Source organism: Acidovorax sacchari, assembly GCF_042847045.1.
In the GTDB taxonomy this organism is placed as follows: Bacteria; Pseudomonadota; Gammaproteobacteria; order Burkholderiales; family Burkholderiaceae_C; genus Paracidovorax; species Paracidovorax sacchari.
In genome coordinates this window covers 698,403-720,152 of record NZ_AP035783.1, presented here as the reverse complement: position 1 = coordinate 720,152, position 21,750 = coordinate 698,403, and the positions used below count along the sequence as shown (strand labels likewise).

The 21,750-nt window shown below is 69.9% G+C and carries 18 protein-coding genes; 8 read left to right on the top strand and 10 right to left on the bottom strand.

The features are described from left to right. Positions 1-71: 71 nt before the first annotated feature. From ACGHC0_RS03375 to ACGHC0_RS03360, 4 genes are all read right to left on the bottom strand, one after another. On the bottom strand, positions 72-752 hold the full coding sequence (locus tag ACGHC0_RS03375; RefSeq protein ID WP_415267425.1) for a type 1 glutamine amidotransferase domain-containing protein: 681 nt from the start codon (positions 750-752) through the stop codon (positions 72-74). Between the two features lie 119 nt (positions 753-871). Continuing rightward, a complete protein-coding gene (locus tag ACGHC0_RS03370) occupies positions 872-1,849 on the bottom strand; it encodes a Bug family tripartite tricarboxylate transporter substrate binding protein (protein ID WP_415267424.1) in 978 nt (325 codons plus the stop codon). A 27-nt stretch (positions 1,850-1,876) separates the two neighbouring features. Further along, the gene (locus ACGHC0_RS03365; protein ID WP_415267423.1) at positions 1,877-2,971 is read right to left on the bottom strand and encodes a TraB/GumN family protein; all 1,095 of its coding nucleotides are present in this window, start codon (positions 2,969-2,971) and stop codon (positions 1,877-1,879) included. 4 nt (positions 2,972-2,975) lie between these two features. After that, positions 2,976-3,986: a fumarylacetoacetate hydrolase family protein gene (locus ACGHC0_RS03360; protein ID WP_368353980.1), complete on the bottom strand. Its 1,011-nt coding sequence runs from the start codon at positions 3,984-3,986 to the stop codon at positions 2,976-2,978. Positions 3,987-4,094: 108 nt separating this feature from the next. On the opposite strand from ACGHC0_RS03360, the gene ACGHC0_RS03355 reads away from it, so the two are divergent. From ACGHC0_RS03355 to ACGHC0_RS03345, 3 genes are all read left to right on the top strand, one after another. Further along, a complete protein-coding gene (locus ACGHC0_RS03355; protein ID WP_019700212.1) occupies positions 4,095-4,877 on the top strand; it encodes an IclR family transcriptional regulator in 783 nt (260 codons plus the stop codon). A gap of 37 nt (positions 4,878-4,914) precedes the next feature. Further along, the gene (locus ACGHC0_RS03350) at positions 4,915-6,186 is read left to right on the top strand and encodes a DUF3108 domain-containing protein (protein WP_415267422.1); all 1,272 of its coding nucleotides are present in this window, start codon (positions 4,915-4,917) and stop codon (positions 6,184-6,186) included. A 286-nt stretch (positions 6,187-6,472) separates the two neighbouring features. Beyond that, entirely contained in the window at positions 6,473-6,760 is a 288-nt protein-coding gene (locus ACGHC0_RS03345) for a DUF3567 domain-containing protein (protein WP_107132115.1), read from the top strand. Positions 6,761-6,853: 93 nt separating this feature from the next. Here ACGHC0_RS03345 and ACGHC0_RS03340 read toward each other — a convergent pair whose 3' ends face one another. Next, positions 6,854-7,372, bottom strand: a complete 519-nt coding sequence (locus tag ACGHC0_RS03340) for a hypothetical protein (protein WP_415267421.1) — start codon at positions 7,370-7,372, stop codon at positions 6,854-6,856. 96 nt (positions 7,373-7,468) lie between these two features. Between ACGHC0_RS03340 and ACGHC0_RS03335 the strand changes: the two genes are divergently transcribed. Both ACGHC0_RS03335 and ACGHC0_RS03330 read left to right on the top strand, forming a co-directional pair. Next, complete coding sequence (locus tag ACGHC0_RS03335) at positions 7,469-8,386, top strand: LysR family transcriptional regulator (RefSeq protein ID WP_415267420.1); 918 nt, start codon at positions 7,469-7,471, stop codon at positions 8,384-8,386. 1 nt (position 8,387) lies between these two features. Next, positions 8,388-8,939, top strand: coding sequence for an RNA 2'-phosphotransferase (locus ACGHC0_RS03330; RefSeq protein ID WP_415267419.1), 552 nt, complete (start codon positions 8,388-8,390; stop codon positions 8,937-8,939). A gap of 73 nt (positions 8,940-9,012) precedes the next feature. On the opposite strand, the gene ACGHC0_RS03325 is transcribed toward ACGHC0_RS03330, so the two are convergent. From ACGHC0_RS03325 to ACGHC0_RS03315, 3 genes are read right to left on the bottom strand one after another with little or no spacing between them, the layout of a single operon-like run. Next, positions 9,013-9,603 carry a hemerythrin domain-containing protein gene (locus ACGHC0_RS03325; RefSeq protein WP_415267418.1) on the bottom strand — a complete coding sequence of 197 codons (591 nt, stop codon included), beginning with the start codon at positions 9,601-9,603 and terminating at the stop codon, positions 9,013-9,015. Further along, on the bottom strand, positions 9,600-11,153 hold the full coding sequence (locus ACGHC0_RS03320; protein ID WP_415267417.1) for a TIGR01777 family oxidoreductase: 1,554 nt from the start codon (positions 11,151-11,153) through the stop codon (positions 9,600-9,602). The genes ACGHC0_RS03325 and ACGHC0_RS03320 overlap by 4 nt, the downstream gene beginning before the upstream one ends. Then, positions 11,150-11,797 carry a DUF4166 domain-containing protein gene (locus ACGHC0_RS03315; protein WP_415267416.1) on the bottom strand — a complete coding sequence of 216 codons (648 nt, stop codon included), beginning with the start codon at positions 11,795-11,797 and terminating at the stop codon, positions 11,150-11,152. Before ACGHC0_RS03315 ends, ACGHC0_RS03320 begins: the two co-directional genes overlap by 4 nt. Before the next feature lie 127 nt (positions 11,798-11,924). On the opposite strand from ACGHC0_RS03315, the gene ACGHC0_RS03310 reads away from it, so the two are divergent. Genes ACGHC0_RS03310 through ACGHC0_RS03300 form a run of 3 tightly spaced genes read left to right on the top strand, consistent with a single transcriptional unit; the run spans position 11,925 to position 15,528 of the window. Next, entirely contained in the window at positions 11,925-13,730 is a 1,806-nt protein-coding gene (locus tag ACGHC0_RS03310; RefSeq protein WP_415267415.1) for a sensor histidine kinase, read from the top strand. Beyond that, positions 13,727-15,142: a sigma-54-dependent transcriptional regulator gene (locus tag ACGHC0_RS03305; protein WP_415267414.1), complete on the top strand. Its 1,416-nt coding sequence runs from the start codon at positions 13,727-13,729 to the stop codon at positions 15,140-15,142. The genes ACGHC0_RS03310 and ACGHC0_RS03305 overlap by 4 nt, the downstream gene beginning before the upstream one ends. Then, positions 15,139-15,528 carry a VOC family protein gene (locus ACGHC0_RS03300; RefSeq protein ID WP_415267413.1) on the top strand — a complete coding sequence of 130 codons (390 nt, stop codon included), beginning with the start codon at positions 15,139-15,141 and terminating at the stop codon, positions 15,526-15,528. Before ACGHC0_RS03305 ends, ACGHC0_RS03300 begins: the two co-directional genes overlap by 4 nt. Before the next feature lie 48 nt (positions 15,529-15,576). Here the strand turns inward: ACGHC0_RS03300 and ACGHC0_RS03295 are convergent, their stop codons facing one another. Then, positions 15,577-17,334: a hypothetical protein gene (locus tag ACGHC0_RS03295; RefSeq protein WP_415267412.1), complete on the bottom strand. Its 1,758-nt coding sequence runs from the start codon at positions 17,332-17,334 to the stop codon at positions 15,577-15,579. 618 nt (positions 17,335-17,952) lie between these two features. Continuing rightward, on the bottom strand, positions 17,953-21,588 hold the full coding sequence (locus ACGHC0_RS03290; RefSeq protein ID WP_415267411.1) for an LAGLIDADG family homing endonuclease: 3,636 nt from the start codon (positions 21,586-21,588) through the stop codon (positions 17,953-17,955). Positions 21,589-21,750 lie beyond the last annotated feature (162 nt).

The following is a 21,750-nucleotide window of genomic DNA, read 5'->3' as shown; positions in this document are numbered from 1 at the left end:
ACCGCCTTCACTAAGGGCTGCCGCGACCGTGAGGCCATGTATCCCGCCACCAGTTCACCCCATGGTGGGGCTCACCCCAGCAACTGCAGCAGCGCCTTCGCCGCCGGCTCCGATGACGCCGGATTCTGCCCCGTCACCAACTGCCCGTCCTCCAGCACGAACGGCGCCCAGTCCGCACCCTTCCCGTACAGTCCGCCGTTCGCCTTGAGCATGTCCTCCACCAGGAACGGCACCACCTGCGTGAGCTGCACTCCCTCTTCCTCGCTGTTGGTGAAGCCCGTCACCTTGCGGCCCTTCACCAGCGGCTCGCCGCCCGGCGCCTTGGCGTGGCGCAGCACGCCGGGTGCGTGGCAGACCAGGGCCAGCGGCGTCTTCGCGGCGAAGGTCTTCTCGATCAGCGCGATGGATTGCGCGTCTTCGGCCAGGTCCCACAGCGGGCCGTGGCCGCCGGGGTAGAACACGGCATCGAAATCTCCCGCGCGCACGCTGGCGAGCGGCATGGTGGTGGCCAGTTGCTGCTGCGCCTCGGCATCGGCCTTGAAGCGGCGCGTGGCGTCGGTCTGGGCGCTCTCGTCGTCGCTCTTGGGATCCAGCGGCGGCTGGCCGCCCTGGGGGGATGCGAGGGTGATCTCCGCGCCCGCGTCCTTGAACACATAGTAGGGCGCGGCGAATTCCTCGAGCCAGAAGCCGGTCTTCTTGCCGGTGTCGCCGAGGCGGTCGTGGGACGTGAGAACCATCAGGATGCGGGCCATGGGATGTCGCTTTCGTCGAGTGGGGAAATCCAACGTTCCACCGTAGCGCAATCCCTCCTGCCCGCGCGCCCATGGCGCCGAGTTCGCGGCGCCGGCCTACAGCGCGGCTGCGCAGCCGCTCAGTCCAGCTTCACGCCGGCCGCCTGGATGATCGGCCCCCAGCGTTTCGCCTCGGCGCGTGCCATCGCGCGGAACTGCTCGGGGGTGCCGGGCAGCGCCTCCATCCCGAAATCCTGCATGCGCTGGACAACGGTGGGCGTGGCCAGGGCCTTGTTGATCTCGCCGTTCAGGCGGGCGACGACGGCAGGGGGCAGGCCCGCGGGGCCGAGCACGCCCTGGAAGGCATAGACCTCGGCATCGGGCACGCCCACTTCGGCCAGCGTGGGCACCTGGGGCAGGCGCGCGGCGCGGCGGCCCGAGCCGATGGCGAGCGCGCGCACCTTGCCCGACTGGATCACCGGCAGGCCGGCGGCGAGGTCCAGGAACATGCACGGCACCTGGCCGCCCATCACGTCCTGCAGCGCTGGCGCCGCGCCGCGGTAGGGGATGTGGGTGAGGAAGGTCTTGGTGCGGTTCTTGAACATCTCCATCGCCAGGTGGTGGGGCGATCCGTTGCCGGGCGATGCGTAGTTGAGCTTGCCGGGGTTGGCACGCGCATAGGCCAGGAATTCCTGGAAGGTGCGCGCCTCGAAGCCCGGGTGCACCACCAGCGCGAGCGGGAAGCGCGAGAGGCCGCCGATGTAGGTGAAGTCTTTTTCCGGGCTGAACGGCAGCTTGCTGAACAGGTGCTCGTTGTAGGCCAGCAGGGCATTGTCGGCCGACATCAGCGTGTAGCCGTCCGGCCTGGCAGTGGCGACGATCTGCGCGCCGATGTTGGTGGAGGCACCGGGGCGGTTGTCCACCACGATCTGCTGGCCCAGCGGGGTGCGCAGTGCCTCGGCCACGGTGCGCGCGAGCACGTCGGTGCCGCCGCCGGGCGGATAGGGCACGACCCAGCGGATGGGCTGGGCCGGGTAGTCGTTCTGGGCACGCGCCCAGGGCTGGACGGCCAGGGCGGCCGCGGCGGCGGCGCTCCCCAGCAGGGTTCTGCGGTGCATGGTTGTCTCCTGTTGTCGTCGTAAAAATCAGGGCCGGGCAGGCCATTCCACGCGCTCGACCCGGAAGCCCTCGCGGGCCAGCAGGGTCGGCAGGCCCTGGGGGCCCACCATGTGCAGCGCGCCCACGGCCGCGAACACGCTGTAGCCCGCGCGGTGCTCGGCCACGATGGCGCGCGCCATGCCCGGGTTGCGGTCCGCCACCAGCTGCTCGAAAGACTGGCGCTCTTCGGGGGTGCGCTGGCAGCCGCACCACTGGCCGTAGGTTTCCAGCAGGTTGGCACGGCCGCCGGACCAGGCCGTGGCGAGCGTGGTGAGGGTGTCGCGCGCGGAATGGTTCTCCAGCTGGTCGAGCCCGGAGGCGACGGCGGCGGCGGTCTCCTTCGGGTCGTCGGACGCCAGCACCCGCACCTGCAGATCGACCGACTCCAGCGACAGCACGGGCTTGTGCAGCCCGCGGGCCAGCCCGGCCAGCACGAAATCGATGCCATAGGCCGGATCGAAGCCTTCGCGCCGCGCGGACATCACCACCAGCGACGACACCTGCAGCTCGGGCCGCATCTCCAGCATGGAGGGATCGGCGCAGGCGGCATCGCGCTGCGCGGCCAGGCGGCGCTCCAGGTCGGGCGGCAGCGGCGGGGCGTCCGCCGGCTTGCGCAGGGCGGCCTGCAGCTTTTGCATCACCGTGGGGTCCAGCAGGTCCATCTCCAGCGCCACGCGGTCGCTGGCGCGGACGGCGGCCATCACCGTGGGGCCGGGCAGCATCCAGCCGCGCCGGGCGGCATGCACCGTGCCGTAGAGCCAGCTCGTGCGTCCGTCTTTTTCCACGCGCCACAGCAGCCCGCGGTCGCGGGCCTTTTGCAGCGCCTGGGGAATGCCGGCGGGATCGAGCGGCCTGGGCAGCGGGGGGCAGTCGGCCCGCCGGACGGCATGGGCCGGTGCGGGCACGGAAGCGGCGGGGCGGGCGGCGGAGGCCGGCGCGGAAGCGGGTGCGGACGCCGGCAGGGCGGCGGGTGCAGGCGCAGGCACGGGTGCCGGAGCGGGCTGCGCCGGGACCATGGCCGGCCACGCCAGGCAGAACAGCCCGGCGGCGGCCAGCCGGCGCAAGGCGGCGGGCAGGCTCATGGCGTCAGGCGGCGGGGCTGGCGATCGCCTGGTCGATGGCGCCGAACAGGCTCTGTCCGGCCTTGTTCTTCATCTCGATGCGGATGGTGTCGCCGAATTGCATGAACTCGGTCGAGGGCTTGCCGTCCTGGATGGTCTCGATGCAGCGCTTCTCGGCGATGCAGCTGTAGCCCCTGGGCCACTCCATGCGGCCGCCCTGCTCCACGCCACGATTGCTGACCGTGCCGCTGCCCACGATGGAGCCGGCGCGCACGTTGCGGGTCTTGCAGATGTGGGCGATCAGCTGCCCGAAATGGAAGGTCATCTCCGGGCCGGCATCGCACATGCCGACCTTGCGGCCGTTCCAGGTGGACTGCAGCGTGAGGTGCAGGCGGCCGCCTTCCCAGGCGTCGCCCAGTTCGTCCAGCGTGACGGCCACGGGGCTGAAGGCGGTGGCGGGCTTGGACTGGAAGAAGCCGAAGCCCTTGGCCAGCTCGGCCGGGATCAGGTTGCGCAGGGAAACGTCGTTGGCCAGCATCACCAGCCGGATGCCGTCGAGCGCCTGCTCGGGCGTGGCACCCATCTTCACGTCGCCGGTCACCACCGCGATCTCGGCCTCGAAATCGATGCCCATGGCCTCGCTGGGCACCACCACGTCGTCGCAGGGGCCCAGGAAGTCGTCGCTGCCGCCCTGGTACATGAGCGGATCGGTGTAGAAGCTCTCGGGCACCTCGGCATTGCGGGCCTTGCGCACCAGCTCCACGTGGTTGATGTATGCCGAGCCGTCCGCCCACTGGTAGGCGCGAGGCAGCGGGGCCATGCAGCGCTCGGGCTCGAAGGGGAAGGCATGCGGCGCGCGGCCGGCGTTGAGCTGCTCGTAGAGGTCCTGCAGCTGCGGGGCGAGGAAGCCCCAGTCGTCGAGCACCTGCTGCAGGCGGCTCGCGATGCCGGTCGCATAATGGGCCGTGCCCAGGTCGCGGGAAACGACGACCAGCTGGCCGTCGCGGGAACCATCTTTGTAGGTGGCGAGTTTCATGGGGGCTCAGACCTCGTTGTCTCCGCAGCGCGCCGGCACGCTGCCTGACACAAATTACGAATGGTTAAATTGATTTAACTAAACAAAACTCCGGGAATTCTATTGCAGATGGACAAGGAAAGGGCGGGCATTCAATCGGTGGAGGTGGGCTTCTCGCTGCTGGAGGGCCTGACGCGCAGCCGGGGCCCGCTGATGCTCAAGGACCTCGCCGCCGCCGCCGGCATGAGCGCAGCCAAGGCGCACCGCTACCTCGTGAGCTTCCAGCGCATGGGCCTCGTCGCACAGGATCCGCGCACCGCCCGCTACGACCTGGGCCCGGCGGCCCTGAAGCTGGGCCTGGCCTCCCTGGCCCGGCTGGACCCGGTGCGGCTCGCCCGCGAGCGCCTGCCGGCCCTCATGGAAGACATCCAGCAGACCCTGGCCCTGGCCGTCTGGGGCAACCGGGGGCCGACCATCGTCCACTGGGAGGAATCGCACCAGTCGGTCACCGCCAACCTGCGGCTGGGCGACGTGATGCCGCTGCTGTCGTCCGCCACCGGCCGCTGTTTCGCCGCGCACCTGGCGCCCGACGTGACGGCCGGGCTGATCGCCGAGGAGCTGGCCGAGGCCGCCCGGCGCGGCCGCAAGGACATCCCCGCCACGCCCGAGGCCCTGCAGCCCATGCTGGAGGAAGTGCGCCAGCGCGGCTCCGCCCGCGTGGTCGATACGCTGCTGCCGGGCATCGTGGCCTTCTGCGCTCCGGTGTTCGACGCGGACGGCCACCTGGCGCTGGGCATCACCACGCTGGGCTCCGTCGCCACGTTCGATCCGCAATGGGGCGGCGCCATCGACGCGCCGCTGCGCGCCATGGCGGGCCGGCTCTCGGCCGACCTGGGCTACGGGCAGGCATGAGCGTGGCCGCTGCCTGGCGCCGCGGGGGCCGCCGCTGATGCCGCGCCGCGTCCTGGCGGCACTCACCGCCCTGGTGGCCGCCCTGCATGCACTCGTGCTGTTCGGCCTGCCGCGCTGGACCGGCGGCACGGACGCGAGCCGGCCCGAAGAACTGGCCTTCCACACGCGCATGCTGGCGCCCCCGCCGGCCCCACCGGTTCCGGAACCCGCCCCCGCGCCGGAACCGCCTGCGGCGCAACCGGTTGCGCCATCCCCCCCACCACCGCCCAGGCCGGCGAAGGTCCGCAAACCGCGCCCCGCGCCGCCGGCAGCGGCTCCCGAGCCCGCGGCCTCGCCCGCCGAGGAGGCCATGCCCCCCACCCCGCCCGCCCTTGCCGGTGCAGGCGAGGCGCCGTCCGCGCCGCCGATGGCGGAGCCTGCCCCCTCGTCCCCCGCGGAAGCGGCGGACACGGCCATGGATGCGGCCCAGGCGGCGCGGACCGCCGCGCAGGCCGCCGCAGCCCTGGCCAGCGCCCCCTCATCCCCCCCGGCCTCCGCGGCCTCCAGCGCCACGGCCGCAGCCCCGGCACCCGCTGCCGACGCCAGCGATCCCGCCGACACCCGCACTGCAGGCGTGGAGATCCGCCCTCCGAACGGGCCTGCTATTGATGCCAGCGCCAAGCCGCCACCCGTGCAGTTGCCGCCTTCGCTGCGCCTCGCGTTCGACGTGAGCGGAGAGGTGAAGAAGTTCGCCTACCGGGCCAGCGCCACGCTCGTGTGGCGCCACGACGGTGCAAGCTACGAGGCCCGGCAAGAGGCCAAGGCCTTCCTGCTCGGCTCGCGCTCGCAGACCAGCAGCGGCGTGGTCACGCCCGCAGGCCTGCAGCCCAGGCGCTTCGGCGACCAGGCCCGCAAGGAGCAGACGGCGGATTTCGACTTCGGCGCGGGCCGCGCCACCTTCAGCGGGGGCACCGCCCCGGCCGCCATCGCCGCGGGCGCGCAAGACCGGCTGAGCGTGTTCATCCAGCTCGGCGCCCTGCTGGCGGCCGCGCCCGAGCGCTATCCCGACGGTACCCGCATCACCTTCACCACCGTGGGGGCCCGCAATGCCGACCGCTGGACCTTCACCATCGAAGGCACCGAGACGCTCGACCTGCCGACAGGCCCCACCCCGGCGCTGAAGCTGGAACGCCTGCCGCGCCGCGATGCCGACGAGAAGGCGGAACTGTGGCTGGCCCCCTCGCTGGGCTTCCTGCCCGCCCGCATCCGGCTCACCAAGGGCAATGGCGACTACGTGGACCTGCAGCTGTCGGGCAAAGGCAGCCCCTGAACGGGTGGGCCGCCCTCTGCGAGCGGGCAGGCGGCCATGCCAGCGCGGTGTGCGGTTTCACCCACAGCTTCGTGGGACGGTGGCGTGACTTCGCCCTCCAGCCTGTACGGCCGGGCTTTTCATGAAATACTGGGTTCACGCATCCGCTTCGGGCGCGCCGTCCGGGCTCCGGTCCGGGAGGGCTGGCACGGCGTATGCAAGGACGGGTTTCCGGGGGTCTTGAACTTCGGGACCCGGGTGGCCATCTGACCCAAGTAAACGATTGTTTGACCGACAGGGGAACACCATGCACATGCTCTACGACTCCGACTCCTTCGTGGTGGTCCACATGCAGCCCGACACCAGCGAGGCCGAGGCACCCGCCGGCGTGCCGCCCGTGCACCAACTGGTGCGCCACGGCTTCGAGATCGTGGACAAGCGCTCCGGCAAGGAGGTGTACCTCGACGGCTCCTGGGCCGAGATGTTCCAGCAGCAGATCCTGGCTTGGCAGCGCGACACGCCCACCCAGGAAGAGGTGGACGACACGCTCGACGGGTACGTGGGGCTGGCGCAGAATCCGGTGGTGGTGCACTGACCCGCAGGGTTGCCTCCCTGCGGTACGGCGCGCCACCCGGCCGCTCCATGTATGTAAGCCACGAGAAAACGCACCCACAGCGGGTGCGTTTTTTTATTGCACTGGCGCCAGCGTAGCCAGCACTTCCCGGGAGGCGATCGCCCAGGTACCAGCCTCACGCCACTGCTCTCCCTGCGTTCGCGCGCGCTGCGGCCCGAAAAGGAAGCGGTGCGCCACCACACCTTCCAGGTGGAGCAGCACGTCCGCCCGGTCGTCGATGAAATGCGTGATGCCCAGGTCGCGGCAATGGTGCGCCTTCTCCGGCCGCTGCCTGCAGAATCGCACATTCTCCGGAGCAATGCCCGTGCGCTCATGAAAGCGGTGGTGCTCCAGCCAGCGCAGCGTCTTGTCCTGAACGCGAATGCCCGCCTTGGACACCAGCCAGACACTCCCGCCGAAGCGCTCGACCAGTGCCGGTACATGCTCGAACATGCCTTCGTAGGGAGGCGTTGCCAGCGCGTCGTCCAGTGAACCTCCGATGAATGAGGTGTCGGCGCCATCGTTGCCATCCGGCGCGATGATCACTCGTCCGATGTCGATGCCCAGTCTGGGTGAAGAGAGATTCGATTCCATATCCATAGACTCCTTGATTCAATGCTTCGAATGCTAGAGAGCTGATCGTTCACCCAGAACTACTATGTTCTTATGGACTATCCATAAAATGGATAGATGTCGCTGGTACCTACCACCCATCTCGACGCATTGCAGTCCTTCGCCGTCTTTGCCAATACGTTGAACCTCAGCGAATCCGCCAGGCAGCTGCACATCAGCCAGCCCGCGCTGCACGCGAAACTCAGGAAGCTGAGCGAGCAATTGCGCGTGCCGCTCTACGTGCGGCAGGGACGCCAGCTCAAGCTCACGGCAGAGGGGTTGGAAGTGGCCCGCCACGCACGGGAGCTGCTCGCCTTCAACCAACGGTTCATACAGGGCATGTCGGGGGCTGCAGGCACGGATGCGGTGTCACTGGTGGCGGGCGACGGTGCATACCTGCACTTGATCGGGAAGGCGCTTACCCACTTCCGTTCATCGTCGAAAGCGATGGCACTGAAGTTGTTGACTGGGAATCGGGAACGCGCCATTGCTTCGGTGGAACACGGAGAAGCACAGTTGGGCGTGGCACCGCTCGGCGAAATGGCGAGCGCCCTCGACAGCCAACCACTGACCTCGGTGGGCCAGGTGCTCATCGTGCCGCGCAGCCATCCCCTGGCTCTGCAGCGCTTCATGTCGCTCAAGGACCTGCGGGATCAGTTCCTGGTCGTTCCGCACGCCGGGCGCCCGCATCGGGAACTGCTCGGTCAGCTACTGGAAGCCAAGGGCATCCGGTGGCACGTTGCGGTGGAGACCAACAGCTGGGGCCTGATGATGCAGTTCGCGGCCTGGGGCCTGGGTCTGGCAGTCGTCAATGCCTTTTGCCCGGCCCCGCGCGGGACAGTGGCCATTCCGCTCAAGGGCTATCCTCCTCTGACCTACCATGTCTTCCACCGCAAAGGGCAGCGGCTGGACCCAGCCACCTCGCGGCTGCGCGACAGCTTGCTGACCCACGCGGAACAGTGGCGCACCGATCTTTCCCTGCCACAGTGGAGCTGACATGGATTCCGAAACGGAAAACACCAGCAAGCTGCTTGCCTTCATCCTGCGCCACAAGCCCGAATCGATCGGACTCCAACTCGATCCTGAAGGCTGGACACGGGTCTCCTGCCTGGTCGAGCAGGCTCGGGCTGCGGGGCACCGCCTGGACCCGGGCAACGTGCTGCAGGCAGTCCATGCAGGAGCCAAGCGCCGTTACGAGATGTCGGAAGACGGGCTGTTCATCCGTGCCATCCAGGGCCATTCGTCCATGCAGGTGCAGCGGCAACTGCAAGCAGTGCATCCCCCCGAATGGCTGTTCCACGGGACCGCCACCCGCTTCCTGCCCAGCATCCAGGCACAGGGTCTGGTCCCGGCAGGACGCCACCACGTGCATCTCTCCAGCGATCAGGCAACCGCCATGGAGGTGGGCCGCCGCCACGGCGAGCCCGTGGTCCTGCGGATCGCGGCGCAGCGCCTGCATGCGGGCGGGCACGTGTTCCACCAAGTGGAGAACGGTGTTTGGCTGACCGCCTCGGTGCCCCCGGCGTTCCTATCTCTCGCACGCGATTGATCCCGGTCCGCCTTGAGGAAATCCAGCGCCTAAGGCGATGCCAGCGCCCAAGGCTCGAGGAGAATGCCGTGGACTACGCTGCGCCCCGTCGCCGCGCCATCTCCTGCCCCATGCCACCCAGCGCAGCCTCCTGCAGCAGCCGCTGAGCCGCCGGGTAGGCCACCGCTTCCTCGCGGTCGATATGCCCGGCATACAGGCTGGCGAAGTCGTCCAGCACCCGCTCCTGCTCCGGCGACCAGGGCAGCGCCGCGGGCTCCCCGCCGGCCATGGCGGCCAGCGGCATGCGCGCCTGCGACCACAGCCGCGCCATGGCGGCATGTTCGCGCTGCAGTTCCCGCACGAGCTCCACCACCGGGGCAGTCCCCTGCGCCAGCAGCGGCGGAAACACGTGCAGTTCCTCATCCTCGTGGTGCAGCGGCGCGGCGATGTCGAAGTAGCGCAGCACGTCGCGCGCGGCCTCGCGGGCCTGCGCATCGCAGCCCTGCACACGCAGGTGGGCACGCAGGCGCTCCAGCAGCCCCAGCGTGCGCTGCACGCGTTCGTGGCAGGCGTGCAGCATCTCGAAGGGCTGGTCGAATCCGGCGGCGGGGCTGCGCAGGCCGGGAACCGCAATATCGGCAGCGCCGGAAGGCCGGGATGGGAAGGGGACGGACGAGCGGATCATCGGGCGGCGGGGGAAGACCGGGGTGTTCCGGCATTGTCCCCCCGAGCCGCGGACCGGCCGCTCGCACCATCAACATGGGCCACCGGCCGCGGCATCGCATCCGCCTGTGCGCCTGGCCGGGCCAGCGATGCCAGCGCCCCTTCCTGCGTTGGGTGCCTGAAGGCGTAGCCGCTCGCGGCGGCCCGGACGGGCAGTACCCGCTGCCCGCACAGCAGCAACTCCGACATCTCGCCCAACGCCAGACGCAAGGGCCACGCGGGGATGCGCATGCGCACCGTCCTGCCGAAGGAAGCCGCCAGGGCCCGCGCGAACGCCTGCTGGTCCAGGGCTCCCGGGGCGACCGCGTTCACGGCGCCCGACAACCGAGGCTGCGTGCAGGCATGCAGAAAGAGCCCCACGGCATCGTCAAGGTGGATCCACGGCACGGGCTGGCGCCCGTGGCCGAGCACCGATCCCAGTCCCCAGCGCGCGGCCAGGGCCTGAGCAGGGTAGGCGCCGCCATCCGATCCCAGCACGATACCCAACCGCAGGCAGACCACGCGCATTCCCAGCGCACTGGCACGGCCAGCCTCCAGCTCGACCTGCGCGCACAGGTCAGACTGGAAGCGTCCAGGCTCTGGTCCCTGGTCCTCCCGAAGGAATATGCTGCCTTCCGGCAGGCCGTAGAAGCCCACGGCGGATGCGCTGACCAGCACCTCAGGACGCCGCTCCAGGCGCTCGGCGAGGGCCAGCAGCGCTCGGGTCGCCTCCACGCGGCTGCCGACCAGGCGCTCGCGACGCCGGCGTGTCCAGGGCAGGCCCAGGATGGGGGCGCCGGCCAGGTTCACCAAGGCACCAATGGCGGTTTCCGGCGGGATATCGTCCAGCCGGTCTACGGCCCACACGCCCGACCCGAAGGCCGCCCGCGCCTGCAACGGATCGCGCGTATGCACGATCACGCGGCGGCCTTCCCGCTGCAGCCTGCGCACCAGGGCGGAGCCGATGAAGCCAGTGCCACCGGCCACCAGTACCGCAGGCCCGTGCCGGGACGCCGCAGATGCAGCATCGGCCTGCGCCACGCCACGCAGCCGGACGACGGCGATCGCATTGCGCAGGCTCCAGGCCAACACCACGGCCCCGCCCAGAGTGAAGAATACGGACCACGCGCCGTGCCCTTCCACGGCCACGCCGGTGGGCAGCGCCGCCAGTGCGGCGAACATGGGAGCGACCGCGCCCACCAGGACGCCGTAGCTCACGGCCAGTAGGGTGTGCAGCACGCGCTCGGCGGGCGGAAGGCGCCGGCTGCGGTCCTCCTCCAGAAAATCCGCCGCCGTGATGACGACCTCCACAGCAAGCAGGGCCGAGGGCAGCAGCACCCACCATCCCTGCCACCGCACCCAGGCAAATCCCAGGAAGAGCAATCCGTAGATCGCTTCGCGCAGTGCATGCAGCAGCAGTTCGTGGCGCGCGGAAGCGCGTTGCGGCAGGCGGGCCTGCCATTCGTGGTGCCAGAGGTTGTCGAAGGCCCCCATCAGGGCCTGCACGGTAAGAATGATGAAGATGGCCGTCATGGCAGAAGCTCCTCGGGGTCGGCGAATACGCCGGTCTGGCGGAAGGTGCACCCCCACAGCGGGTGGTGCATTTCCAGGGTGAAAACGAATCGCCCCGCGCCCAGGTCGCGGTGCTCGACCCGGCAAGTGCCGGGTGTCAGCGCGGCCGGAACGGGAATGCGCAGCGGGCCGAGGGCGAGGAAGTAGCGGCGACTGGAGAACACCAGCGCCCCGTCCTCCTCGCGCAGGTCCAGCGCCATCGACAGGCCGCCATCGGTGCGCTCCTGCAGCCCACCGCCGGTACCGGCCGACTTCGTGGAACGCACGACGTGGACGCGCCGGCCCGGAATGCGCAAATGCCGCTCCCACACCACGCCGCCGAGCCCGTCGCCATACACGCGCACCTGCACAGGCACGCCGGACCGGCACAGCGGCGACAGCGGGCTGCGCAAGCAGGCTGCCAGCCAGGCAAAGCAGCGCCCCGCAGGCGAGCACTTCAGTTCCATCATCCCCTCGTAGACGGTGGCGGCGTGGCCTGCGGCGAAGCGGCGGCGGATGGCGGGGGCGAGCCGGGCCCACCCGGCAGGCCCCAGCAGGGACGAAAGATCGAGCGCGGCGGCTGGCCGCGGTGCGGTGGCGGAGGGGTGGGAAGCGGCGGTGTCCATGCCCTGCCTGTCTGCACGCCGCGTACCAGATCACAAACCATTGATTCAAAAGGATTTTCCTACCAACCTGCCAACGCAGTAGACAGGCCGTTCCGGCAGGGGTGTCCACTGCGTTTACAGTCCGGCGATGGTCATCCATACCGTCCTCGCCCTGGCCCTGATCGAGACGCTGGCGCTGTCAGCGGCGCTTCTCGTCTGGGCGCGCCAAGTGGAAGGAGCTCGATTGCTGGCCGTGTTCCTTCTGGGAGTCGGCACCTGGATCGTCGGCAATGAACTGCCGAACTGGGCTGGCACCGCCTCGGCTCCATGGGCGCTGGCACTGCTGGCCACCGTTCCCCTCACATCCGCGGCCTTCCTGCACTTCTGCGCCCTCTTTACGGGCTGGCGCCCTTCGCGCGGACTGCTGGCGGCGGCCTACGGGGCCGCGGCGGCGGCGGTGGCGATTTCCCTCTACCGCTCGCCCGGCACGTTCGTGCATTTCCCGGCATTCACGGGCGTGCAGTGGGTGGTGGTTCCGAACCGCATAGGCTGGACCACCAGCCTCGTGTGGGCGGGCTTGGCCGCAGGGGGGCTGCTGCTGCTGGCGCGTGCGTTCTGGCGCAGCCCGTCTCCAGCCCATCGCCGCCAGATCGCCGCGGTGGCGCTGTCGTGTGGCTGGGGGCTGATGTGCATTTCGGGCTATGGGTTCGCCGCGTTGGGCATCGCGCAGTATCCATGGCAGGTGCTGGCCTTCCCGGCCTATCCGGTGATCCTCGTATACGGAATCCTGCGCTACCGCGTCTTCGTGGCCAACGCCTGGGCGCGCAGGGCGCTGGCCTGGGCGCTGCTGACCGGCCTGGGCTTGCTGGCCGTCCCGCTGTCACTGCTGCTACCGCTCGAATCGCGCTGGGTCACGGCGGCCGTGGTCGCTGCAGTCTGCCTTTCGCTGGGAGGCCCGGTGCGCCGTCTGGCCGAACGCATCGTCTATCCCGGCGGCACGCCCACGGCCGACGATCTACAGGCGTGGCGTCACAGGTTGTCCTCCGCCGATTCCCTGGCGCAACTGGCGCAGCAGGCAACCGCCCTGCTGTCCGGCCGCATGGGACTCGCGGTGCAGGTGCGCGTCGAAGCACTTCCTGCGGCAGCCGCCGATCCGCCCGGCCCGGAACTGGTCTGCACGCGCGACCAGTTGGGCAGCTGGCACACGGACCTGCGCGGCTTCGAGCAGGCACCTCCCGGGCCCCGGCACCTCGCCGAATTGTTTGGCAGCGTGCTGGCCGACGCTGCGGGGCAGGTGGAACGGGCCGCTGCCGCAGGGCAGCGCGAGCGCGAGCGGCAGACCCAGGCCCGCCTGGCAGAACTGGGTGCGCTGGCCGCAAGCGTCGCGCACGACGTGCGCAATCCGCTCAACATCATCGCCATGGCGGCAGCGTTCGCCGCGCCCGAGCCCCGGCAGGAAATCCAGGCGCAAATCGCCCGCATCGCCCGCCTGGCGGACGACCTGCTCGACTATGCCCGCCCCTGGCAGATCCGCCCCGAGCCCATGGACCTGAGCCCCTGCCTGCGCGATGCGCTGCGACACCTGCCGGATGTGGAGCGTGGCCCCGGACTGGCGCAACCGCTGCCCGCCGTGGCGGACCCCGCGCGGGTGGACCAGGCCATCACCAACCTGCTGGCAAACGCGCGCACCGCGGCCTCGGGCCAGCGGGTGCACGTCGATGCGGAGCGTACGCCCGCGGGCGTGCTGGTGCATGTCTGCGACGACGGCCCCGGGGTGCCGCCGGACCTGCGCGAACGCATCTTCGAGCCCTTTGCGTCCCGCAGCCCCGGTGGGACCGGCCTGGGCCTGGCGATCGTGGCGCGCATCATGGCGGCCCACGGCGGCTCGGTCACACTCGCCGAGCGCGCGCCCTGGACCACCTGTTTCACACTCACCTTTCCAGCCTCCGCATGACCAACCGCCCTGCCATCGGCCACGTGCTTCTCGTGGATGACGAGCCTTCCTACCAGCGGCTGGGCAGTTCCTTCCTGCGCGAACTGGGGCACCGTGTCAGCGTGGCAAGCGATGCCGACGAGGCGCTGCGCGCCTTCGATGCCGACCCTGCACATGTGGTACTGCTGGACCTGGCCATGCCGCCCCGCATGGACCCGCAGGCCGGGCTGGCGCTCATCCCGCGCTTCGCCAATGCGGTAGTCGTGGTGGTGAGCGGCCACGGCGAGCGGGCCTTGGCGCTGCAGGCTGCGGAGCACGGGGCCTGGGATTTCCTCACCAAGCCCATCGATCCGGACATGCTTCGGTTCGTCGTTTCACGCGCCATGCACAAGGCCCGCCTGGATGCCGAGTTGCGCACGCTGCGTGCCGGCGCATCGCCCGGCGAGGACATGGGCATCGTGGGCCAGACACAGGCCGCGCAGCAGTTGCGCGCGATCGTGCGGCGCGTGGCCGGCACCTCGGTGAATGTGATGGTGCTCGGGCCCACCGGCACGGGCAAGGAACTCGTGGCACGGGCGCTGCACCAGTGCAGCGCGCGCAGCGGGGGGCCGCTGGCGGTGATCCACTGCGGCGCACTGTCAGCCGAACTGCTGGAGAGCGAGCTGTTCGGCCACCTCAAGGGCAGTTTCACGGGAGCCTACCGCGACCAGCCGGGATTGCTGGAGACTGCGCACGGCGGCACGCTGTTCCTCGACGAAGTGGGCGAAATGCCGCCGCCGATGCAGGTGAAGCTGCTCAGATTCCTGCAGGAAGGCACGTTCCTGCCCGTGGGCGGCCGGGAAATGCGGTGTGCGGATGTGCGCGTGATCTCGGCCACGCACCGCGATCTGGAGGCAATGGCGCGCGAAGGCCACTTCCGGGAAGATCTTTTCTACCGGCTCAAGGGAGTGGTGCTGCGCCTGCCCGCGTTGGCCGAGCGCCAAGCCGATGTGCCCCTGCTGGCCGCACACTTCCTGCACCGCGCCACACCAGGAGCTTTTTTCACCCCCGATGCGCAGGCCTGGCTCGCTACCGCGCACTGGCCCGGCAATGTGAGGCAACTGCGCGCGGTCGTCGAATCGGCCGCCGCACTGATCGCACCCGGATCGAGCTGCGTCGATACAGGCCTGCTACGCTTCGCAAGCGGGGAAACGGCCGAGCTTCCGGAACCGCCGGCAACCGGACAAGCGGATCACGACACGGGCACAGCGCCGGGTGCGCTCGATGCGGCCATCCAGTCCCTGGAAACCCGCATGCTGCAGGAAGCCTTGCAGGCCACCGGCGGCAACCAGTCGGAGGCTGCGCGGCGCCTGGGCATCTCGCGCATGGGACTCATCAAGAAGCTGGCCCGGCTCGGGCTGCGTTCAACCACAGGCAAGGAGGAGCCAAGATGATCGACCACACCGGCATCGCCGTCACCGACTACGAAAAAAGCAAGGCGTTCTACACCCAGGCGCTCGCGCCCCTGGGCTACCAGTTGCTGATGGAAGTGAGCGCGGCCCTGACGGGCAGCCACGACATGGCCGGCTTCGGCGAGCCGCCCAAGACCGACTTCTGGATCAGTAGCGGCGGCCCCAACCGGCCGGCCATCCACATAGCCTTTCGCGCCGGCACCCGCGCAGCAGTGGATGCCTTCCATGCCGCGGCCCTGGCGGCGGGTGGCACCGACAACGGGGCCCCGGGCCTGCGACCCCACTACCACCCGAACTACTACGGCGCCTTCGTGCGCGACCCGGACGGGCACAACATCGAGGCGGTGTGCCACTCGGCATCGGTATGAGTGGCCCCCAGGTCCATGGCGCGGGGGCATGGACCGGCAAGCCCCTGCTCAGGAACGGCGCGTGCTGGAGGAGCCCGGCGGCAGCCAGGCGTTGAAGGAGAACTCCGCGGGCGGTGGCTCGGCCCTGGCTGGGCGTTGCCGCGACTCGGACGCCTCTTTCCGCAATTGCTCCCCGACCAGACTCTTTGCCAGTTGCTTGGTCGCCTTCCTCTTCGCCTGCTGCAGGACCGCATCGTGGTTGGAAAGTCCGTAGCCCTGCAATGCCTCCTCCTGCACGGCGCTATCGACCGCTTCGGCAAGGCGCGGATCGACATCGTCCAGACGGACCTGCCTCCCGGAGAAAGACAGCGTGGCCTTCTCCAGGTCTTTACGCAGTTCTTCCTCCAGGACGGCGACCGCAATCATGTTGACAACCGAGGCATCGGGCCTCTCCGCTTTCCGGCTCCGCTCTTCCCGGATGCCGGCGAGCAAGGACGCTGCGCGCGAAGCAAGCGGGGGCTGCGGCTGGCGCATCGGCGAGCTGTACTTGACGACCTCCGGGGCGTCGGGCATACGGAACAGCCCAACCATGAGCAGCTCCTGCGCCACCGTGGTGGCCGCCATTTGCAGCGCCTTCTCCGTCTCCAGGGGGTTGGCCGGGAGGCGATTGCCGCCGACGCCCAGTTCTTCCTTCAGAGCAACGGCGAAAGCATCTGCGAGCCTTCGGTCGATGCCCTGCAACCGGGTCGAGCCCGGGGAGGCCTGCCGCATGCCCTGCCGGAGATCGGCCTGCAGGTCCGCACTCAAGGAACCGATGGCCTTGGGGTAATCCAGCCGTGCTTTTCCGTCCGTCCCCGAAGGGGCCATCAGTGCCTTCCTGATCGTGGAGGCCGCCCGCTGCTCGAGCGGCACGGAAGCACCGGCATGGGCACGCTCCGCCTCGGACGCCTCTCTGCGCAATTGCTCCCCGACCAGGCTTCTTGCCAGAGTCTTGGCCGCCCTCCTCTTCGCCTGTTCCAGCACTGCTTGGTGGTTGGAAAGTCCGTAGCCCTGCGATGCCACATCCTGCAGGGCGCTATCGACCGCTTCGGCAAGGCGCGGATCGACATCGTCCAGACGGACCCGCCCCCCGACGACGGACAGCGTGGCTTTTTCCAGTTCTTCCCGCAGTTCGTCCTCCAGGACGGCGACCGCTGTCATGCTGATGCTCGGGGCATCGGGCCTTTCCGGATTCTTGCTCCCGCCTTCCCGGAGATGGGTGAGCACGGACGCCGCACGCGATTCGAACGTGGAGGGCGGCGACGATGGAGCCGTCCACGACCCGGAATCCAGAACGATATCCGCGCCTCTGGGCGCATTCACCAACTCTGGCATGAGTATTTCGCGCGCCACGCTGCGGGACGCCAGTTGCATCGCCTTCTCCGTCACCAGCGGGTTGGCCGGCAGGCGATGGCCGCCGGCGCCCAGCTCATTCAGCGCATTGGAGAACGCATCTGCAAGGCGCTTGTCAACGCCCTGCAGCCGGGTCGACCCCGGGGAGGCCTGCCGCATGCCCCGCCGGAGTTCAGCCTGCAGCTCGGTGCTCATGGAGCCGACGGCATTGCCGAAATCGATCCGTATTTTTTCCTGCCCCGATGGGGTCTTCGTGGTCGTAGTGGCCTTCCTGATATGGGAGGCCGCCGGTGTGTCGAGCGGCTCCGGCCTTTGCGCGGATGCGCTGGCATGCTGGGTGCGGCCAACTGGCGGCTGCGCCCAGGCACTGAAGGAAAACTCCTCCTCGTGCTGCGCAGGTGCGGCCGGGGGCTCGCTGCGTGCCGGCATCGCCATGGGCGGCGACGCAGGCCGGGATTCAGGCCATGCATGCGGTACGGCAGCTGCGGAGGCCGGCTGCGGGAAAGCGGATGGGGGCGCGGGGCGGCCCATCGCCCGGTCCTCGCGGTTCGCGATCCATTGGTCCAGGGAAGCGGTCGGCAACACCTGGTGCAGCTGGTCGGTCCAATGGGATATCGGCTCCGGGGGCAGCTCGGTCCAGTGGGTGCCTGCGCGCGGCGGTCCGGGATCCCTGCCGAACACCGGCGATGCCTGGCGCGGCGGGGAAGAATACCCTCCGAGATAGTCACCGGACCGCTGCGAAGGCCGCAGGCCGGCCAGCGCACCGTCCCCCTGGAGCATCGGCCCACGCCCGGCAGGCCGCGCCTCGGGACCATGGCGATCCGGGGATTCCGGACGCGGAAGATCCGCCGTCCGGCCGGTGCGGGACGTGCCCACGTGTCTGTGGTTCGGTAGCATGGAGAGTCCTCGGTGCAACGCCGCAACGCGATGGCAGCCTCTGCCCGGAAGGCAGGAAGCGGCGCGGCAGATGGACCGGTTGTAGCGCCGCAGCGGCCCGGGCGGCGGCCGCGATGCGAAGCCGGGGACGCTGCAGCGAAACCGCCTGTCCCGGGCCTACCCGCAGCTACCCAGGTGCCCGCACTGCGTGCAGTAATCGCATCCATCCTTGCGGATGACGGCATGCGCGCCGCACTCGGGGCACTTTCGGCCGGCCATCGCGGGCGGCAGGCCGGTGGGCGCGGCGGGAGCGTCCAGCGGCAGCTCCTGCTGGCGCATGGGCCCGGCGGGCGCGGCGGCGCGCTGGGCCAGGATGTTCTGGACGGCGTAGGCGATGGCGGCCACTTCCGAGTCGTGCCAGAGCGGCACGCTGGCACCGTCGGGGCGGGTGTGGGTGCCCAGGCGCACGGGGCCGCGGTCCCAGGCGACCTTGCGCATGTCGCTGAGCGCGCGCTCCAGGAAGCCGCCGCGCGCGGCCAGCGAGAGCAGGCGCATGCTGGAGGTGATCCACTGCTGCGATTCACCGCTCTGCCCCACCGGCATGAAGAACTCGATCGCGCGGTCCAGCGTTCCGCCATGGCCGTCGGGCACGGGCAGGAAGGAGACGAGCAGGTAGAGCGTCTTGCGGCCCTCCTGCGTCCAGTACTCCACCTTCTCGGCCACGGCCGAGAGCGCGCCCTTGGGGCGGCTTTCGATCACGGCGCGCATCGGGTCCACGGGCGCCGCGGCGGGCATCGCAGGTGCCGCGGAGGCGGTCGCGTCGCCGCCCTGCGGCGCGGCGGCCGGCGCCTCCAGCACGGCCCCCAGAATGGCATTGGGCCGGTAGGTGGCCAGGCCCTTGAGGCGCGCGCGCCAGGCGTGCAGGTAGAGGTTCTTGAAATCCTCGTAGGGGTTGTCGGCCGGCACGTTCACGGTCTTGGAGATGGCCGTGTCGATGAAGGGCTGCACGGCCTCCATCATCGCGATGTGCCCGGCCGCGGGCATCTGCAGCGCGCTCACGAAGTAGTCGGGCAGCGCGTCCATGTCGCCGCCCAGCGCGCGGTAGAGGCGCCAGGCGTGGTCCTCCACCGCGTACTCGCTGGTGCTGCCGTCGGCTTCGCGCTTGCGGCGGGTGTACGTCCAGGAGAACGGCGGCTCGATGCCGTTGGAGGCGTTGTCCGCGAAGGCCAGGCTCACTGTGCCGGTGGGAGCGATCGACAGCAGGTGGCTGTTGCGGATGCCGTGGGTGCGGATGGCATCCCGCAATGCGGCGGGCAGGCGGCTCGCGAAGGTGCCGGGCGCGAGGTAGCCCGCGGCATCGAACACCGGGAACACGCCCTTCTCCTTCGCCAGCTCCACGGAGGCGGCATAGGCGGCGTCGCGCATGCACTCGGCGATGCGCGTGGCCATGGCGCGGCCGGCGTCGGTGTCGTAGCGCAGGCGCAGCATGGCAAGGGTATTGCCCAGGCCCGTGAAGCCCACGCCGATGCGCCGCTTGGCCGCGGACTCGGCCCGCTGCTGCGGCAGCGGCCAGAAGGTGACGTCCAGCACGTTGTCGAGTGCGCGCACCTGCGTGGCCACGCTGGCCGCGAACGCATCGAAATCGAAGGCCGGCTCGCCGGCGAACCCGAAGGGATGGCGCACGAAGCGCGGCAGGATGATGGGGCCGAGGTCGCAGCAGCCGTAGGAAGGCAGCGGTTGCTCGCCGCAGTTGTGCACATAGAGGCCGTTGGCGTCGAAGGCATGGCAGTCGGCCACGGTGACGTCGTAGACGTCTTCGTGTCCGTCCGGCAGCACGTCCTGCACGGTGGCGGTAAACAGTTCACGGTTCAGGGCGCGCCGGTATCCCGAGAGCGCCGCGTCCAGCCGCACAGCCTTGTCCGCGTCTTCGAAGCCGATGCGTTCGGCGAAAACGCGCAGGTTGTCGCCGCTCACGACGAGCTCGTGCTGCGCCCGTGTGGCGCAGGGCTGCCGACCGCCGCGCCCGTCGGGCAGGAGGCGCAACCCGGCCGTGCGCCGGTCCGGGTACAGCGTGGAGGCGATGCCCAGCCGCAGCAGCATGCGCTGCACGGCTTGGAGCAGTTCCGCATCGCTCTGCGCAAGGCGCACGCTCACGCCCTTGTCCTGGCGGCCCTGTACCGAGCCATCGGTATCGAAGAGACCGCGCAGCAGTCCCATGGAGAAGGCGGACGATGCGCGCTCCATGGCGGGGGTGATGGTTTTCGCGCCGGGGCGCATGCCCATGCGCAGCGCCAGCGCACGCACGGCACCGCTGGCCATGCGCTGCTCCGCGCAGGCCCCGCCACTGCGCGCCACCGTGCGCTGAAAGCCGCGGAAATCCGCCCGGTGCACAAGCGTCGCTGCGGCAGCCTCGGCGGCCCTCACGATGCCGTGCGCGCCGCTGGAGGGGACGGGCGCGCCATTGGCGACAAGGCGTTCGTCTTCCTTCGCTTCTGCAATCCAGACAGAGATCACCGCCTTGTCGACCTTCAAGGTGCCATCGCCGATCAGCAGGCCCAGCAGGTAGCCCTCGGCCTCGGTGCCCTCGCCCTTCCAGCCCGAAAGGGCGCGGTGGTCGTTCAGCACGATGTCGTCGCCAGGCTGCAGCGCGCCCGCGGCGATCCACTCTACCTCGCGCACGTAGCGGGTCTGCTTCGCCAAGCGCCGCACCAGATGGTCTTCCGTCAGCCGCAAAGCATGGCCCTGGCGGGTGCGCAACCGCAGCACGGGCTTGTGTCCGGTGGCGAAGAAGCCGGCGCTCAGCGTGGGAAAGGGGCGCCCGTTCACGATGGCATTGAAGGGCCTGCCGACGAGGTCGGCCACCTGCGCGGGGCCGGCATCCGTCATTACCCACGTGTCTGCCGTCACGCAGGGATTCGTGGCCGCGATGCTCTCGCAGTACGCCAGGTTGTTGTCGGTGTTGACGCGGTCGAGGAAGAGGATGCCCGGCTCGGCGAAGTCGTAGGCCGAACGCATGATCGTGTCCCACAGTTCGCGCGCGGGCAGCGTGCGATAGACCCACTGGCCGTCGGCGCGCTGGCGGGCGCCCTCTTCGCGCAGCGCGGCGCCGGGGCGCGCGGGATGCACCAGCTCCCACGGCGCATCGTCCAGCACGGCCTGCACGAAGGCATCGGGCACGCCGACGGAGACATTGAAGTTGTTCCAGCGGCCGGGTGTGCGCTTGGCGGTGATGAAGTCGAGCACGTCCGGGTGGTCGATGCGCAGCACGCCCATCTGCGCGCCGCGGCGCGCGCCCGCGCTCTCCACGGTGGCGCAGGACTGGTCGAAGACGTTGATGTAGCTGCAGGGCCCCGAAGCCATGGAGGCCGTGCCCTTCACCTCGGCGCCGCGCGGGCGGATGCGCGAGAAGTCGTAGCCCACTCCGCCGCCGCGCCGCATGGTTTCCGCGGCTTCGCGCAGCGCTTCGTAGATGCCGGGGTAGCCGCCCTCGTCCATGCCCTGGATGCAGTCGCCCACGGGCTGCACGAAGCAGTTGATGAGCGTGGCCTGGATGGTGGTGCCCGCCGCGCTCATGATGCGCCCCGCGCCGATCGCTCCGGCCCGCAGGTTGGCGAGGAAACGCGCCTCGATCGCCTCGCGCACCTCCGGCGCCTCCACCGATGCCAGGGCGCGGGCCACGCGCCGGTAGAGCGTCTCGGCATCGGCCTCGCCGGGCTTGAGGTACTTTTCGCGCAGCACGTCGAGGCTGATGGGCTGCTCGGGCAGGCGGGGCGCCGCATCGGGCGCGAGGGAGTCGATCGGATCGCGTTGCATGGGTTCCAGTTTCCTGAACACGGCCAAACCGTCTTTCTACTCCTGCGCCGTGTCGCCGCACTGGGCTATGTCAACGTCGGCGCAAAGGGCTTGCCCGTCGTGCCAGCCGTGCTCGACGCAGGGCACGCAGGGCCCTGCGCCGCCAGGTCCTGGAAGCGCTGG

Excerpts from the sequence above, each read along its gene's own strand:
- ACGHC0_RS03375 (WP_415267425.1), bottom strand. The coding sequence starts at position 752 with ATGGCCCGCATCCTGATGGTTCTCACGTCCCACGACCGCCTCGGCGAC.
- ACGHC0_RS03370 (WP_415267424.1), bottom strand. The coding sequence starts at position 1,849 with ATGCACCGCAGAACCCTGCTGGGGAGCGCCGCCGCCGCGGCCGCCCTG.
- ACGHC0_RS03365 (WP_415267423.1), bottom strand. The coding sequence starts at position 2,971 with ATGAGCCTGCCCGCCGCCTTGCGCCGGCTGGCCGCCGCCGGGCTGTTC.
- ACGHC0_RS03360 (WP_368353980.1), bottom strand. The coding sequence starts at position 3,986 with ATGAAACTCGCCACCTACAAAGATGGTTCCCGCGACGGCCAGCTGGTC.
- ACGHC0_RS03355 (WP_019700212.1), top strand. The coding sequence starts at position 4,095 with ATGGACAAGGAAAGGGCGGGCATTCAATCGGTGGAGGTGGGCTTCTCG.
- ACGHC0_RS03350 (WP_415267422.1), top strand. The coding sequence starts at position 4,915 with ATGCCGCGCCGCGTCCTGGCGGCACTCACCGCCCTGGTGGCCGCCCTG.
- ACGHC0_RS03345 (WP_107132115.1), top strand. The coding sequence starts at position 6,473 with ATGCACATGCTCTACGACTCCGACTCCTTCGTGGTGGTCCACATGCAG.
- ACGHC0_RS03340 (WP_415267421.1), bottom strand. The coding sequence starts at position 7,372 with ATGGAATCGAATCTCTCTTCACCCAGACTGGGCATCGACATCGGACGA.
- ACGHC0_RS03335 (WP_415267420.1), top strand. The coding sequence starts at position 7,469 with ATGTCGCTGGTACCTACCACCCATCTCGACGCATTGCAGTCCTTCGCC.
- ACGHC0_RS03330 (WP_415267419.1), top strand. The coding sequence starts at position 8,388 with ATGGATTCCGAAACGGAAAACACCAGCAAGCTGCTTGCCTTCATCCTG.
- ACGHC0_RS03325 (WP_415267418.1), bottom strand. The coding sequence starts at position 9,603 with ATGATCCGCTCGTCCGTCCCCTTCCCATCCCGGCCTTCCGGCGCTGCC.
- ACGHC0_RS03320 (WP_415267417.1), bottom strand. The coding sequence starts at position 11,153 with ATGACGGCCATCTTCATCATTCTTACCGTGCAGGCCCTGATGGGGGCC.
- ACGHC0_RS03315 (WP_415267416.1), bottom strand. The coding sequence starts at position 11,797 with ATGGACACCGCCGCTTCCCACCCCTCCGCCACCGCACCGCGGCCAGCC.
- ACGHC0_RS03310 (WP_415267415.1), top strand. The coding sequence starts at position 11,925 with ATGGTCATCCATACCGTCCTCGCCCTGGCCCTGATCGAGACGCTGGCG.
- ACGHC0_RS03305 (WP_415267414.1), top strand. The coding sequence starts at position 13,727 with ATGACCAACCGCCCTGCCATCGGCCACGTGCTTCTCGTGGATGACGAG.
- ACGHC0_RS03300 (WP_415267413.1), top strand. The coding sequence starts at position 15,139 with ATGATCGACCACACCGGCATCGCCGTCACCGACTACGAAAAAAGCAAG.
- ACGHC0_RS03295 (WP_415267412.1), bottom strand. The coding sequence starts at position 17,334 with ATGGCGATGCCGGCACGCAGCGAGCCCCCGGCCGCACCTGCGCAGCAC.
- ACGHC0_RS03290 (WP_415267411.1), bottom strand. The coding sequence starts at position 21,588 with ATGCAACGCGATCCGATCGACTCCCTCGCGCCCGATGCGGCGCCCCGC.